Here is a 12,974-nt window from a genome sequence, read left to right as displayed (position 1 = left end):
CGGAGAACAAGAATGTTGCTTAGTCTTGCCATTTGGCTGCCCATCGCCTGGGGCGGCATCCTGCTGGCCCTGGGCCGCGACGAGCAGGCGAAGGCGGTCCGCTGGCTGGCGCTGATCGGCGCCATCGCGGGCTTCCTGGTCACGCTGCCGCTGATCGCCGGCTTCGACACCTCGACCGCCGCGATGCAGTTCGTCGAGAAGGCGTCCTGGATCGAACGCTTCAACATCCACTACCACCTGGGCGTGGACGGGATCTCGATGTGGTTCGTGCCGCTGACCGCGTTCATCACCATCATCGTGGTGATCTCGGCCTGGGAGGTGATCGAGACGCGCGTGAACCAGTACATGGGCGCCTTCCTCATCCTCTCCGGCATGATGGTGGGCGTGTTCTCGGCACTGGACGGCATGCTGTTCTATGTGTTCTTCGAGGCCACGCTGATCCCGATGTACATCATCATCGGCGTCTGGGGCGGTCCGCGGCGCGTCTATGCCGCGTTCAAGTTCTTCCTCTACACGCTGGCGGGCTCGCTGCTGACGCTGGTGGCGCTGCTGTACCTGTACTTCCAGTCGGGCGGCAGCTTCGACATCCAGACCTGGCACAAGCTGCCGCTGCCGCTGAACGCGCAGGCTTTGCTGTTCTTCGCCTTCTTCGCCGCGTTCGCGGTGAAGGTGCCGATGTGGCCGGTGCACACCTGGCTGCCCGACGCCCACGTCGAGGCGCCCACCGGTGGCTCGGTGGTGCTGGCGGCCATCATGCTGAAGCTGGGCGCCTACGGCTTCCTGCGCTTCTCGCTGCCCATCGCGCCGGATGCCGCGCGCGAATACGCCGGCTTCATCATCGCGCTGTCGCTGATCGCCGTGCTGTACATCGGCGTCGTGGCCCTGGTCCAGCGGGACATGAAGAAGCTGGTGGCCTACTCCTCGGTCGCGCACATGGGCTTCGTGACCCTGGGCTTCTTCATGTTCAATGAGCTGGGCGTGGCCGGCGGCCTGGTGCAGATGATTGCGCACGGCTTCGTGTCCGGCGCCATGTTCCTGTGCATCGGCGTGCTGTACGACCGCGTGCATTCGCGCGAAATCGCCGACTACGGCGGCGTGGTCAACACCATGCCCAAGTTCACGATGTTCGCGGTGCTGTTCGCGATGGCCAACTGCGGCCTGCCCGCCACCGCCGGCTTTGTTGGCGAGTGGATGGTGATCCTGGGCGCGGTGAAGTTCAACTTCTGGATCGGCTTCCTGGCCGCGACCTCGCTGATCTTCGGCGCCGCCTACAGCCTGTGGATGGTCAAGCGCGTCTACTTCGGCGCCATCGCCAACGACCATGTTCGCGAGCTCAAGGACATCAATGGCCGTGAGTACCTGATGCTGGCCGTGCTGGCCGTGGCCGTGCTGTGGATGGGCCTGCATCCCAAGCCTTTCACCGACGTGATGCACCAGTCCGTGACCGAGCTGCTGAAGCACGTCGCAGTCTCCAAGATTCAATAAGGGCCCAACGATGAACGACATGAACTGGGTCGCGATCTCTCCCGAAATCGTGCTGCTGGCGATGACCTGCGTGGTCGCGCTGGTGGATCTGTTCGTCACCGACCCGCGCCGCACGCCGACCTACTGGCTGACGCAGCTGACCCTGGCCGTGTTCTCGGCCATGCACTTCAGCCATTTCGCCGGCGGACAGTCGCAGCTGGCCGCGCAGGGCATGCTGCTGACCGACCCGATGAGCCATCTGCTGGCGGCCTTCGCCGGCATCGCGCTGATCATCACGCTGGTCTATTCGCGGCCCTATGCGCAGCCGCGCGAGATGCTCAAGGGCGAGCTGTTCACGCTGAGCCTGTTCTCGCTGCTGGGCGTGGCGGTGATGGTGGCGTCGAACAACTTCCTGATGGTCTACCTCGGCCTGGAGCTGATGAGTCTGTCGCTGTATGCGCTGGTGGCGCTGCGCCGCGACCACACGCTGGCCACCGAGGCGGCGATGAAGTACTTCGTGCTGGGCGCGCTGGCCAGCGGCTTCCTGCTCTACGGCCTGTCGATGATGTACGGGGCCACCGGCACGCTGACCATCCCGCAGGTCTTCGCCGTGATCGCCGGCGGCGCACCCAACAAGGGCGTGCTGGTCCTGGGCGTGGTCTTCGTGGTCGCCGGCCTGGCCTTCAAGCTGGGCGCCGCGCCCTTCCACATGTGGGTGCCGGACGTCTACCAGGGCGCGCCGACCGCCGCCACGCTGCTGATCGGTGGCGCGCCCAAGCTGGCCGCGTTCGCGATCACCATCCGCCTGCTGGTGCAGGGCATGCTGCCGGTCGCGGCGGACTGGCAGCAGATGCTGCTGGTGCTGGCCGTGGCCTCGCTGGTGGTGGGCAACCTGGCCGCCATTGCGCAGACCAACCTGAAGCGCATGCTGGCCTATTCGACCATCGCGCAGATGGGCTTCATGCTGCTGGGCCTGGCCTCGGGCGTGATCAACAACAGCACCGCCACCGCGCTGAACGCCTACAGCTCGTCGATGTTCTACGCCGTGACCTACGTGATGACCACGCTGGGCACCTTCGGCCTGATCATGCTGCTGGCGCGCCAGGGCTTTGAGTCCGAGCAGATCTCCGACCTGGCCGGCCTGGCCAAGCGCAGCCCCTGGTATGCGCTGGTGATGGCGCTCTTCATGTTCTCGCTGGCCGGCATTCCGCCGACCGTGGGCTTCCACGGCAAGCTGGCCGTGCTGCAGGCCATGATCGTCAGCGGCCAGCCGCTGTACATCGGTCTGGCCGTGGCCGCGGTGCTGCTGTCGCTGATCGGCGCCTTCTACTACCTGCGCGTCGTGAAGGTGATGTTCTTCGACGAGCCCGCCGAGCGCGGCCCGCTGCATGCGCCGGCCGATGCTCGCCTGGTGATGTCGCTGAACGGCGCGGCCGTGCTGGTCTTCGGCCTGCTGCCTGGTGGCCTGGCGGACCTGTGCACCCGCGCCATCGTGCAGACGCTGGGACGCTGAGCGCATGGATCAGACGCTGGCCGTCTGGCTGACCATCGTGGTGGCCGTGCTGGCCGCCAACGCGCCCTACCTGACCCATCGCCTGGGTCTGGTGGGCCCGCGCCGCGCGCCCAAGCCCGCGGGCTGGCTGCTGCTGGAGTTGTTCCTGATGGCCTTGCTGACCCTGGGCCTGGGCTTCGCGCTGGAGTCCTGGCAGGGGCAGCGCGCGCCGCAGGGCTGGGAGTTCTACGCCGCGGCGCTGTGCCTGTTTCTGACCCTGGGCTTCCCGGGCTTTGTCTGGCGTTATCTGCGCCGACGCAGCGCGGTGCTCGAAGAAGTCGCCGACGGCGCCTGACCCGATGAGCCAGCCGCCCGACGACGCGCATCTGCGCGAACTCGCCATTGCCGGCGAACAGGTGTATTGCGGCAGCTTTCTGCAGGTCCGCCGCGACCGCGTGCAACTGCCGGACGGCAAGACCGCGACGCGCGAATACATCCAGCATCCCGGTGCGGTGATGATCGTTCCGCTGCTGCCGGGCGGCCGGCTGCTGCTGGAACGCCAGTACCGCTACCCGATGCAGCGGGTGATGCTGGAGTTCCCGGCCGGCAAGCTGGATCCGCAGGAAACGCCGCTGGCCTGCGCGCAGCGCGAGCTGCTCGAGGAGACCGGCTACAGCGCCTCCGAATGGGCCCATGCCGGCGTGCTGCACAACGCGATCGCCTATTCCGACGAAGGCATCGAGATCTTCTTTGCGCGCGGCCTGGTGGCTGGCACGCGGCGCCTGGACGAAGGCGAGTTTCTGGACCTGGTGACGCACAGCGAGGCGGAGCTCGACGAGCTGTCGCGCCGCGGCGAGCTCACCGACGCCAAGACCCTGATCGGCCTGCTGTGGCTGTCGCGTTGGCGTAGCGGTCAGTGGCCTTTGGACTGGCGTCCTGCAGGGGCTGCGCCCCGCGATTAGGATTCGGCCATGCTGGTGCTGAATCTGGCCTGCGAGCAGGGCCATACCTTCGAAGGCTGGTTTGCCTCGGCCGATGATTTTTCCTCTCAGGAGCAGCGCGGGCTGCTGAGCTGCCCGGTCTGCAACAGCGCGCATGTGACGCGCCGCCCCAGCGCGCCACGGCTCAACCTGTCTGGGCCTGCGCAGGCCGCCGAGCCTCGGCCCCGGCCGGCGCCCGCACCGGAGGGCAGCCCCGCCAACGCGCTGCCCCAGGCCCTGCAGGCGCAGCTGATGCAGGGGCTGCGCCAGCTGATGGCCGCGACCGAGGACGTGGGAGCCCGCTTCGCCGAAGAGGCTCGCCGCATCCACTACGGCGAAGCGCCGGAGCGCGGCATCCGCGGACAGGCCACGCGCGAGGAAGCGCGCGACCTGGCGGAGGAGGGCATAGACATCGTCGCGCTGCCTCTGCCCGCGGCGCTGAAGGAACCGCTGCAATAGCGCGTTCGGCGGTGCCGCCGGCACCGTTCCCGCCGCAGGGCTGCAGCCTGTCCGCGGCGTCGGACATCTCATCGCATGACCTCAGGCCAATCGAGGTGATCGCGGGTAAGCTCGCGGGCTGTTCTTCTTCAGACCCATCCTCCGGGAGCCTCGCTGATGCGTACACCGCTGCTTGCCATCGTTGCCGCCACCCTGCTTGTTGCCTGCGGTAAGCCGCCCAGTGAACCGACGAACGGAGGCAAACCCGGCAGCGCCGCCAAGGCCGCGCCCAAGCTGACCGTCGCCGCGGAGGACGTGCAGACGGTGGGCGTCAGCAGCTTCAGCAGCGGGCCGGTGATCTCCGGGTCCATTCAGCCCGAGCGGCGCGCCGATCTGCGTGCCGAGGTCCAGGCCGTGGTGCTGCAGGTGGTCAAGGAAAACGGCGAGCGCGTCAAGCGCGGCGACCTGCTGGTGCGTCTGGACGACAGCGCGCTGCGCGAGAGCCTGTCCTCCGCCGAGGAGGCAGTGCGCGCCAGCAGCCAGAGCTTCGAGCAGGCCGAGCGCCAGTTCCAGCGCCTCAAGACCCTGCAGGCCCAGGGCATGAGTTCGATGCAGGCCATGGAGGACGCCGAGGTGCGGCGCAACAACGCGCAGAGCGAGCTGGTCGCCGCCAAGGCGCGCGCCGCGTCCGCGCGCCAGCAGATGCAGCGCACCGAGGTGCGCGCGCCCTTCGACGGCGTGGTCAGCGACCGCAAGGTCTCGCCCGGCGACACGGCGCAGATCGGCAAGGAGCTGATCAAGGTGCTGGATCCGAGCAGCATGCGCTTCGAAGGCCTGGTCTCGGCCGACCGCATGTCCGAGTTGCAGCTGGGGCAGACCGTCTTCTTCCGCGTCAACGGCTACGGCCACGCCGATTTCCAGGGCAAGGTGCGCCGCATCGCGCAGGCCGCGAACGCGAACACCCGCCAGGTGGAGCTGCTGGTGGACTTCGTCGGCGAGCAGCAGCCCACCGTGGCCGGGCTGTACGCCGAAGGCCGGGTGCAGACCCAGTCGGTCAGTGCGCTGACCATCCATGATGCCGCGCTGGCCCGCGAGGGCGACAAGGCCTTCGCGTGGCGCATTGCCGGCGACAAGCTGGTCAAGACCGAACTCAAGCTGGGCGAGCGCGACGAACGCCTGGGCGTCTATGTGGTCAAGAGCGGGCTCAACGCCGGCGACCGCATCCTGCGCCACAACGCCAGCACGTTGCAGGATGGCCAGCCGCTGGCGATGACACCGGCCGTGGCCGCCCCGGCGTCCTCGTCAGCGCGTCCCTCCACCGTGGCCTCGGGAGGCTGACATGCTGCTCTCCAATTTCAGCGTCAAGAAGCCGGTGGCGATGGTGGTCATCATCATCGGCCTGATGTGCCTGGGCCTGCTGGCCCTGTCCAAGCTGCGCGTCAATCAGATCCCGGATGTCGAGCAGCCCATCCTGGTGGTCAGCATCAGCTATCCCGGCGCGTCGCCGGAGACTTCCGAGCGCGAGATCGTCAACCGCATCGAGAAGTCGTTGCAGAGCATCTCCGGCGTGACCGAGGTGCGCTCCACCGGCAGCGAAGGCAGCGCCCAGCTGGTGCTGTTCTTCAATTTCAACAAGAACATGATCGAGGCGGCCGACGAGGTCCGCAACGCGATCGCGTCGGTGCGCCACAAGCTGCCGACCGAGATGCGCGAGCCGGTGCTGCAGCGCGTGGACCCCGCGGCCCAGCCCATCATGCAGATCGCGCTGTCCTCGTCCAGCCAGAGCCACGCGGAGATCTCGCGCCTGGCCGAGGACCAGCTGGCGGACCGCTTCCGCGGCATCGCTGGCGTCGCCACGGTCACCGTCAACGGCTCGCTCAAGCGCGAGCTGTCGGTGCTGCTCAACGCCGAGAAGCTGCGCGAATTCAACGTCTCGGTGACCGACGTCGTCAACGCGCTGCGCAGCCAGAACACCACCGCGCCGGTGGGCAAGGTCAAGGGCCAGCTGGAGGACCAGAGCATCCGCCTGCTGGGCCGGCTGGAGTCGCCGGCCGAGTTCGAGCGCATCGTCGTCAAGCGCAGCGGCAGCGACCTGATCCGGCTGGGGCAGGTGGCCAGCATCCGCGACGGCTTTGCCGAGCAGAGCGGCTTCTCGGTGCGCAACGCCAAACCCAACGTCGGCATCTCGGTGACGCGCTCGCGCGATGCCTCGACCGTCAGCGTCGCCAACGACGTGCGCAAGATGGTCGACGAGATCCAGAAGACCCTGCCCAAGGGCAGCACCATCGAGGTCACGCAGGATGGCGGCAAGGACGCGCAGAACAGCCTGAACAACGTGATCCACGCGCTGGTGTTCGGCGCCGGGCTGACCATCTTCGTCGTCTATGTGTTCCTGAACTCCTGGCGTTCCACGCTGATCACCGCGCTGTCGCTGCCCACCTCGGTGGTCGCGGCCTTCATCGCGGTCTGGCTGTGCGGCTTCACGCTGAACTTCATGAGCCTGCTGGGCCTGTCGCTGGCCATCGGCGTGCTGATCGACGACGCCATCGTGGTGCGCGAGAACATCGTGCGCCACATGGAGCGCGGTGCCGACCGCCGCAGCGCGGCGCTCAACGGCACGGCCGAGATCGGCCTCGCGGTGGCCGCCACCACCTTCTCCATCGTCGCGGTGTTCGTGCCGGTGGCCTTCATGCCGGGCGTTTCCGGCGAGTGGTTCCGGCCTTTCGGCTTGACCGTGGTGGCCTCGGTGCTGGTGAGCCTGTTCATCTCCTTCACGCTGGACCCCATGCTGTCGGCCTACTGGGGCGATCCTCCGGGGCACCACCATGCGCCCAAGACCGGCATCTCCAAGCAGCTGCAGCGCTTCAACGACTGGTTCGACCACCAGGCTGATCGCTACGGGCGCGTGATCGCGTGGGCGCTGCACCACCGCCGCTGGATGGCCGCCTTTGCGGTGGCCAGCTTCGTCGGCGCCATCGTGCTGCAAGCCAAGTTCGGCGGCTCCAGTTTCCTGCCCAGCTCGGACTACGGCACGCTCGCGATCGAGGTGCGGACGCCGGCCAGCGCGAGCCTGGAGTACGCGCGGCTGAAGATGGCGGCGGCGTCCAAGGTGGCGCGCGAGCTGCCCGAAACCAAGGCCACGAACGAGTACGTCAACACCACGGGCGGCCGCATCTATGTGGACATCGGCAAGAGCACCGAGCGCAAGCGCGGCGCCATCGAGATCGCGACCGACCTGCGTCAGCGCATCGCCACGCTGGTCGGCGCTGAGTTCACCGTGCTGGACGACCTGAACAACGGCGCGCAGAAGCCGGTGCAGATCCGCTTCTCGGGCGCCGACTCGCGCAAGCTCATGGAGATCACCACTGACTACATGGCCAAGCTGCGCCAGGTGCCGGGCGCGGTGGACGTGGGCCTGTCCGAGCAGGACCCGCAGGACGAGCTGCAGATCGAACTCAACCGCGGCCTGGCCAACTCGCTGGGCATCTCGGTGGGCGACGCCGCGACCGCGCTGCGCGTGGCCTTCGCCGGCGTCGAGGTGGGGGACTGGGTGGATCCCAGCGGCGAGACGCGCGACGTCGCCGTGCGCCTGGCCCCGCAGGACCGCGTGGATGCCAGCAATATCGAGCGCCTGCCCATCGCCGTCAGCGGCACCGGCGTGATGGTGCCGCTGGAGCAGATCGCCACCGTGACCATGGGCAAGGGCCCGGCCAAGATCCAGCACGCCGACGGCAAGCGCATGATCGCCGTCTCGGCCAATGTGCAGGGGCGCTCGCCCGGCGAGGTGACGGCCGAGGCCGTCAAACTGGCCAAGTCCATGAGCTTCCCGCCCGGCTACGGCATCGAGCTGGCCGGCGCGTCCAAGGACCAGCAGGAGGTCTTCCGGGAGATGGGCATCGCGCTGATCTCCGGCATCGCGCTGATGTATCTGATCCTGGTGATGCAGTTCGGCTCCTTCACCGCGCCGCTGGGCGTGATGCTGTCGCTGCCGCTGTCGCTGATCGGCGTGGTCGTCGCGCTGCTGCTGACCAAGGGCACGCTGAACCTGATGAGCTTCATCGGCATCATCATGCTGGCCGGACTGGTGGCCAAGAACGCCATCCTGCTGCTGGACGCGGCGCGCCAGGAGGAAGCCGCGGGCGTGAACCGCGAGGAGGCGCTGATGCACGCCGGACGCAAGCGCTTCCGGCCCATCCTGATGACCACTTTCGCGCTGATCGCCGGCATGCTGCCGGTGGCCATCGGCGTGGGCGAGGGCGGCGAGTTCTACCGCCCCATGGCGGTGGCCATCATCGGCGGCACCATCACCTCCACCTTCCTGACCTTGCTGATGGTGCCGAGCTTCTACGACAGCATCGAGATCACGCGCGACCGCATGTTTGCCAAGTTCAAGCGCCGCGAGGCGCGCTGGAACACCGCGGTGGCCTTCGTGCTGACCTTCGTGGAGGCTCTGCTGGCGCTGACCCTGCTGCGGCTGGTCTATCGGCTGCTCACGCAGCCGCGCAAGCTGCTCCATCTGCTGAGCTTCGGCATGCTGGGCAAGCCGGCACGGGCGGCCTGACGGGCGCTGACGGCCGGGCGTCGTGCCCGGCCGCCGCGTGATGGTTCAGCGGCCGCAGCCCCGGGGGGCGCGTCCCGCGTCCTCGGCCGGAAGCCACAGCTGGACGCGCAGCCCGCCCTCGGGCGCGTCGTCCAGCGCGAGGCGGCCGCCATGCGCCTGCAGCACGCTTTGCACGATGGCCAACCCCAGCCCGGAGCCGGCCTGGCCCTGGTCCGGCATGCGGGCGAAGCGCTGCAACACCTGTTCGCGCCAGGCCGGGGGAATGCCAGGGCCCTGATCGTCGATCAGCGCGGCGATCTCGCCGTCCTCGGCCCACAGGCGCACGGTGACACGACCGCCCTCGGGGCTGTACTTGATCGCGTTCTCGACCAGGTTGCCGAACAGCGAGCCCAGGCCTTCGGCCTGGCCAAGCATCCACAGCGGACCGCGCAGATCGCAGTCCAGCTGCACCGCGCGGGCGCTGCCCAGCAGCGCCACCTCGGCCAGCACATCGCCGGCCAGCGCGGCCAGGTCCAGCCGCTCGGCCGGCCGCTGGGCGTCGGCCTCGCTGCGCGTCAGCGTCAGCAGCTGGTTGACCAGCCGCGTCGCCCGTTCGCCGCTGCGCAGCATGCCGCGGAGCAGCGGCGCCGCGGACGGCGGCAGTGTCAGGCGCTGCAGCGATTCGGCATAGAGGCTCATTGCGCTGAGCGGCGTGCGTAACTCGTGCGCGGCATCGGCGACGAAGCGCCGCTCGCGCGCCCGCGCGCCACGCAGCCGGCCCAACAGCCGGTTGACCGCCTCCAGCAGCGGGCGCAGCTCGCGTTCGCGCGCCGGCAGCGCGATGGGGGACAGGTCTTGCTCGTCGCGCCGGGCCACCTCGGCACTGAGCCGGCGCCAGGGTTTCAGCGCCCAGCGCACCGACAGCCAGGCCGGCAGCACCAGCAGCGGCAGGCTGACGATCAGCGGCAACAGCAGATAGCCGCGGCTGTTCAGCGTCAGCACCACGGCCATGAAGCTGTCCGGATAGACGAGGCTGACGCGAATGTCCTCGGCCGCCGATCTCACGGTCAGCACCTGCCAGCGGCGCTCGCCACTGGCCAGCTTGTGCAGCCCTTCGGGATGGCGCAGCAGCAGCTCGCCCGGCATGCCGGCGCTGGCGAAGATGCGCTGCTCGCCGCGCCAGACCAGCATGCCGGTGCTGAGCGTGGGGTCGTCCTGCTCGCCGGAGCCGGCGCGGTTCCAGGCGTCGACGCGGCGCAGCACCCGCTCAAGCGCCTCGGGACGGTCGGCCAGGCCTTCGACCGCGTCCACCACGGCTTCCATCGCCGGGATGGATTGGTGCAACACCGTTTCCTGCTGGCTGTCCCAGACCACCAGGCCCACCAGGCTCAGCCAGAGCAGGCTGGCCAGCACCACCTGCGCCAACACCAGGCCGCGCAGGACCGAAGGTTCGATCAGGCGGCGCCACCAACGCGTCACCGTCCGGCTCCGGCGGGCAGTCGGTCAATCACGTAACCCAGCCCGCGTATGGTGCGGATATAGCCTTCGCCGATCTTGCGGCGCAGGCTGGAGATGTGCACGTCCAGCACATTGCTCTCGGCCGCGCTGCCGCTGAGCACCTGCTCCTCGAGGAAGCGGCGCGTCAGCACGCGGTCCACGCGCTTGAGCAGCGCGGCGAGCAGGCGGAACTCGCTGGGCGACAGCTCCAGCGCCCGGCCGTCCAGGCTGGCCCGCATCGAGGCCTCGTGCACCTGCAGCCCGCGCAGGCTCAGCAGGCCTTCTTCCAGCCCATAGCTGCGTCGTGCCAGCGCGCGCACCCGCGACAGCAGCTCGCGCAGCGCAAAGGGCTTGACCAGGTAGTCGTCCGCGCCGCCATCCAGGCCGCGCAGGCGCTCCTCCAGACCGTCGCGCGCGCTCAGGATCAGCGCCGGCACCTTGCGCTGCTCGCGCCGCAGCCAGGCCAGCAACTGGTGGCCGTCGCCATCGGGCAGGCCCAGGTCCAGCACCAGCAGCTCGGGCTCGCTGTATTGCAGCGAGGCCATCGCATCGTCCAGCCGTCGCACCCAGACCACGCGGTAGCCCTCGGACTCGAAAGCCAGCCGCACCGCCTCGCCCAGGTCCAGATCGTCTTCCAGCAGCAGGATGTTCATCATGCGCCCACATTGGGCCAGCGCGATCTGAAGAACGGGTGAATGGCGGCGCCTACAGCACGCGGCCCGGGTTCATCAGCCCCTGCGGATCCAACGCGGCCTTGATGGCGCGCATCAGCTGCAGCGCGACCGCGTCCTTGCGGGCCGCCAGCTCGCCGCGCTTGAGCTGGCCGATGCCGTGCTCCGCGGAGATGGAACCGTCATGCGCCAGCACCTGGTCATAGACCAGGGTGTTCACCGCGGCCTCGTGCGTGCGCAGGAATTCCGCCGCCGGCACGCCGGCCGGGGCCTGCAGGTTGTAGTGCAGGTTGCCGTCGCCCAGGTGGCCGAAGCACACCAGGCGCGAGCCCGGGAAGGCCTGGGCCAGCGCCGCGTCGCAGCGCTCGGCGAAGGCCGGGATGCGCGAGACGGGCAGGGCGATGTCGTGCTTGATGTTCAGTCCTTCCTCGCTCTGCGCCAGCGGGATGGACTCGCGCAGATGCCACATGGCCTGGCTCTGCGCCAGGCTCTCGGCCACCGCGGCATCGTCGATCAGCCCGCGCTCCAGCGCGCGCTCCAGCAGGCTCTCGAAGCGCTCGCGCGCGTGGGCTTCGCTCTCGCTGTCGGACAGCTCCAGCAGAACGGTCCAGGGGCGGGGCCCCAGGGGCTGGGCCAGCTGCGGGAAGTGGCGCGCCACCAGCGCCAGCGACAGCGCGTTCATGACCTCGAAGCCGGTCAGCGCGGCGCCGCAATGCTGCTGCGCCTGCGTCAGCAGGTCCACCGCAGCCTGCAGGCTGTCGCAGGCGGCCAGCGCGGTCATGCGCGCGCGCGGCTGCGGGTAGAGCTTCATCGTGGCCGCGGTGATCACGCCCAGCGTGCCCTCGGCGCCGATGAAGAGGTCGCGCAGGTCATAGCCGGTGTTGTCCTTGCGCAGCCCGGAAAGCCCGTTCCAGACCCGCCCGTCCACCGTCACCACCTCCAGCCCCAGGCACAGCTCGCGCGCATTGCCGTAGCGCAGCACCTGCGTGCCGCCGGCATTGGTGGAGAGATTGCCGCCCAACGTGCAGGAGCCCTCGGCCGCCAGGCTCAGCGGAAACAGCAGCCCCTGCGCCTGCGCTGCCTGCTGCACATGCTGCAGCACGCAGCCGGCCTCGGCCACCAGCGTGAGGTTGGCGCTGTCGACGCCGCGCACCCGGTTCAGGCGCTGCAGGCTCAGCAGCAGCTGGGTGCCGGAACCATCCGGCACGCCGCCGCCCACCAGGCCGGTGTTGCCGCCCTGCGGCACGACGGCGACGCCATGGCGTGCGGCCAGCGCCATCACCGCGGCGACGTCGCCAGTGCTGCCGGGGCGCAGCACCGCCAGCGCGCGGCCTTCGTAGCGCTTGCGCCAGTCGCGCTGGTAGGCGCTCAGCTCATGCGTGTCGGGTTGCAGCACATGGGCGTCGCCCAGGCGTTCGCGCAGGTCGCGCAGCAGCAAGGCCTGTGTCATGAAACCGTCCCTGGCGTGCCCTCCGCGGGCTGGCTGGCGCGCGCCGCGGCGAGGCGCTGGCGCACATGGGCCGCGCAGGCGACGAAGGCGGCGATGGCCAGCACCACCTCGCCCCAGCCCAGCAGCGCGGACAGCGCATGGGGATCGCTGCCGCCGCGCACCGCGCCCTCGGCCACATAAAGCCACAGCATCAGCGAAACCCAGCGATAGGTGTACATGCGGTAGCGCCACAGCCCCGGCAGCGGCAGCAGCAGCGGCAGCGCCTTGATCGCCAGCGTGCCACGTCCGGTGGGCGCCAGCCACAGCTCCCAGGCCAGGCACAGCAGGGCCAGCGCGAGCACGGCGGCGCAGGCGATGTTGCGGCTGCGCGTTTCGCCGGCCGTGGGCTGGCTGCGCGTGCTGGGAACGAGGGGAGGGCGGGCCGATCTTGACATGGCTGGCA

11 protein-coding genes are annotated in these 12,974 nt (G+C 69.2%); 7 read left to right on the top strand and 4 right to left on the bottom strand.

Features of this window, described 5'->3' with window-relative positions; all coding sequences use genetic code 11:
• Nucleotides 1–12: 12 nt before the first annotated feature.
• The 7 genes from LZ017_RS15885 (at nucleotide 13) to LZ017_RS15855 (ending at nucleotide 8,935) form a co-directional block, all read left to right on the top strand.
• Nucleotides 13–1,485 carry an NADH-quinone oxidoreductase subunit M gene (locus LZ017_RS15885; protein ID WP_241397868.1) on the top strand — a complete coding sequence of 491 codons (1,473 nt, stop codon included), beginning with the start codon at nucleotides 13–15 and terminating at the stop codon, nucleotides 1,483–1,485.
• Between the two features lie 10 nt (nucleotides 1,486–1,495).
• Nucleotides 1,496–2,977: an NADH-quinone oxidoreductase subunit NuoN gene (nuoN, locus tag LZ017_RS15880; protein ID WP_241397867.1), complete on the top strand. Its 1,482-nt coding sequence runs from the start codon at nucleotides 1,496–1,498 to the stop codon at nucleotides 2,975–2,977.
• 4 nt (nucleotides 2,978–2,981) lie between these two features.
• Complete coding sequence (locus tag LZ017_RS15875; RefSeq protein ID WP_241397866.1) at nucleotides 2,982–3,311, top strand: DUF2818 family protein; 330 nt, start codon at nucleotides 2,982–2,984, stop codon at nucleotides 3,309–3,311.
• A 4-nt stretch (nucleotides 3,312–3,315) separates the two neighbouring features.
• On the top strand, nucleotides 3,316–3,918 hold the full coding sequence (locus LZ017_RS15870) for an NUDIX domain-containing protein (RefSeq protein ID WP_241397865.1): 603 nt from the start codon (nucleotides 3,316–3,318) through the stop codon (nucleotides 3,916–3,918).
• A 9-nt stretch (nucleotides 3,919–3,927) separates the two neighbouring features.
• Complete coding sequence (locus LZ017_RS15865) at nucleotides 3,928–4,395, top strand: DUF1178 family protein (RefSeq protein ID WP_241397864.1); 468 nt, start codon at nucleotides 3,928–3,930, stop codon at nucleotides 4,393–4,395.
• Nucleotides 4,396–4,551: 156 nt separating this feature from the next.
• Complete coding sequence (locus tag LZ017_RS15860) at nucleotides 4,552–5,712, top strand: efflux RND transporter periplasmic adaptor subunit (protein ID WP_241397863.1); 1,161 nt, start codon at nucleotides 4,552–4,554, stop codon at nucleotides 5,710–5,712.
• Between the two features lies 1 nt (nucleotide 5,713).
• The gene (locus tag LZ017_RS15855) at nucleotides 5,714–8,935 is read left to right on the top strand and encodes an efflux RND transporter permease subunit (RefSeq protein ID WP_241397862.1); all 3,222 of its coding nucleotides are present in this window, start codon (nucleotides 5,714–5,716) and stop codon (nucleotides 8,933–8,935) included.
• 45 nt (nucleotides 8,936–8,980) lie between these two features.
• On the opposite strand, the gene LZ017_RS15850 is transcribed toward LZ017_RS15855, so the two are convergent.
• Genes LZ017_RS15850 through LZ017_RS15835 form a run of 4 tightly spaced genes read right to left on the bottom strand, consistent with a single transcriptional unit; the run spans nucleotide 8,981 to nucleotide 12,966 of the window.
• Nucleotides 8,981–10,393 (bottom strand): cell wall metabolism sensor histidine kinase WalK, encoded by a 1,413-nt coding sequence (locus LZ017_RS15850; RefSeq protein ID WP_241397861.1) that lies wholly within the window; start codon nucleotides 10,391–10,393, stop codon nucleotides 8,981–8,983.
• A complete protein-coding gene (locus LZ017_RS15845) occupies nucleotides 10,390–11,064 on the bottom strand; it encodes a response regulator transcription factor (RefSeq protein WP_241397967.1) in 675 nt (224 codons plus the stop codon). The genes LZ017_RS15850 and LZ017_RS15845 overlap by 4 nt, the downstream gene beginning before the upstream one ends.
• Before the next feature lie 52 nt (nucleotides 11,065–11,116).
• Entirely contained in the window at nucleotides 11,117–12,532 is a 1,416-nt protein-coding gene (locus LZ017_RS15840; protein WP_241397860.1) for an FAD-binding oxidoreductase, read from the bottom strand.
• A complete protein-coding gene (locus LZ017_RS15835) occupies nucleotides 12,529–12,966 on the bottom strand; it encodes a DUF2069 domain-containing protein (protein WP_241397859.1) in 438 nt (145 codons plus the stop codon). The genes LZ017_RS15840 and LZ017_RS15835 overlap by 4 nt, the downstream gene beginning before the upstream one ends.
• Nucleotides 12,967–12,974: the final 8 nt, after the last annotated feature.

The sequence above is a fragment of the Pelomonas sp. CA6 genome (genome assembly GCF_022549225.1).
GTDB lineage: Bacteria > Pseudomonadota > Gammaproteobacteria > Burkholderiales > Burkholderiaceae_C > Roseateles.
This window is presented reverse-complemented; position numbering and strand designations above follow the sequence as displayed.

Bases quoted from the DNA above. Each gene is read 5' to 3' on its own strand.
- LZ017_RS15885 (WP_241397868.1), top strand. From the start codon at position 13: ATGTTGCTTAGTCTTGCCATTTGGCTGCCCATCGCCTGGGGCGGCATC.
- nuoN (WP_241397867.1), top strand. From the start codon at position 1,496: ATGAACGACATGAACTGGGTCGCGATCTCTCCCGAAATCGTGCTGCTG.
- LZ017_RS15875 (WP_241397866.1), top strand. From the start codon at position 2,982: ATGGATCAGACGCTGGCCGTCTGGCTGACCATCGTGGTGGCCGTGCTG.
- LZ017_RS15870 (WP_241397865.1), top strand. From the start codon at position 3,316: ATGAGCCAGCCGCCCGACGACGCGCATCTGCGCGAACTCGCCATTGCC.
- LZ017_RS15865 (WP_241397864.1), top strand. From the start codon at position 3,928: ATGCTGGTGCTGAATCTGGCCTGCGAGCAGGGCCATACCTTCGAAGGC.
- LZ017_RS15860 (WP_241397863.1), top strand. From the start codon at position 4,552: ATGCGTACACCGCTGCTTGCCATCGTTGCCGCCACCCTGCTTGTTGCC.
- LZ017_RS15855 (WP_241397862.1), top strand. From the start codon at position 5,714: ATGCTGCTCTCCAATTTCAGCGTCAAGAAGCCGGTGGCGATGGTGGTC.
- LZ017_RS15845 (WP_241397967.1), bottom strand. From the start codon at position 11,064: ATGAACATCCTGCTGCTGGAAGACGATCTGGACCTGGGCGAGGCGGTG.
- LZ017_RS15840 (WP_241397860.1), bottom strand. From the start codon at position 12,532: ATGACACAGGCCTTGCTGCTGCGCGACCTGCGCGAACGCCTGGGCGAC.
- LZ017_RS15835 (WP_241397859.1), bottom strand. From the start codon at position 12,966: ATGTCAAGATCGGCCCGCCCTCCCCTCGTTCCCAGCACGCGCAGCCAG.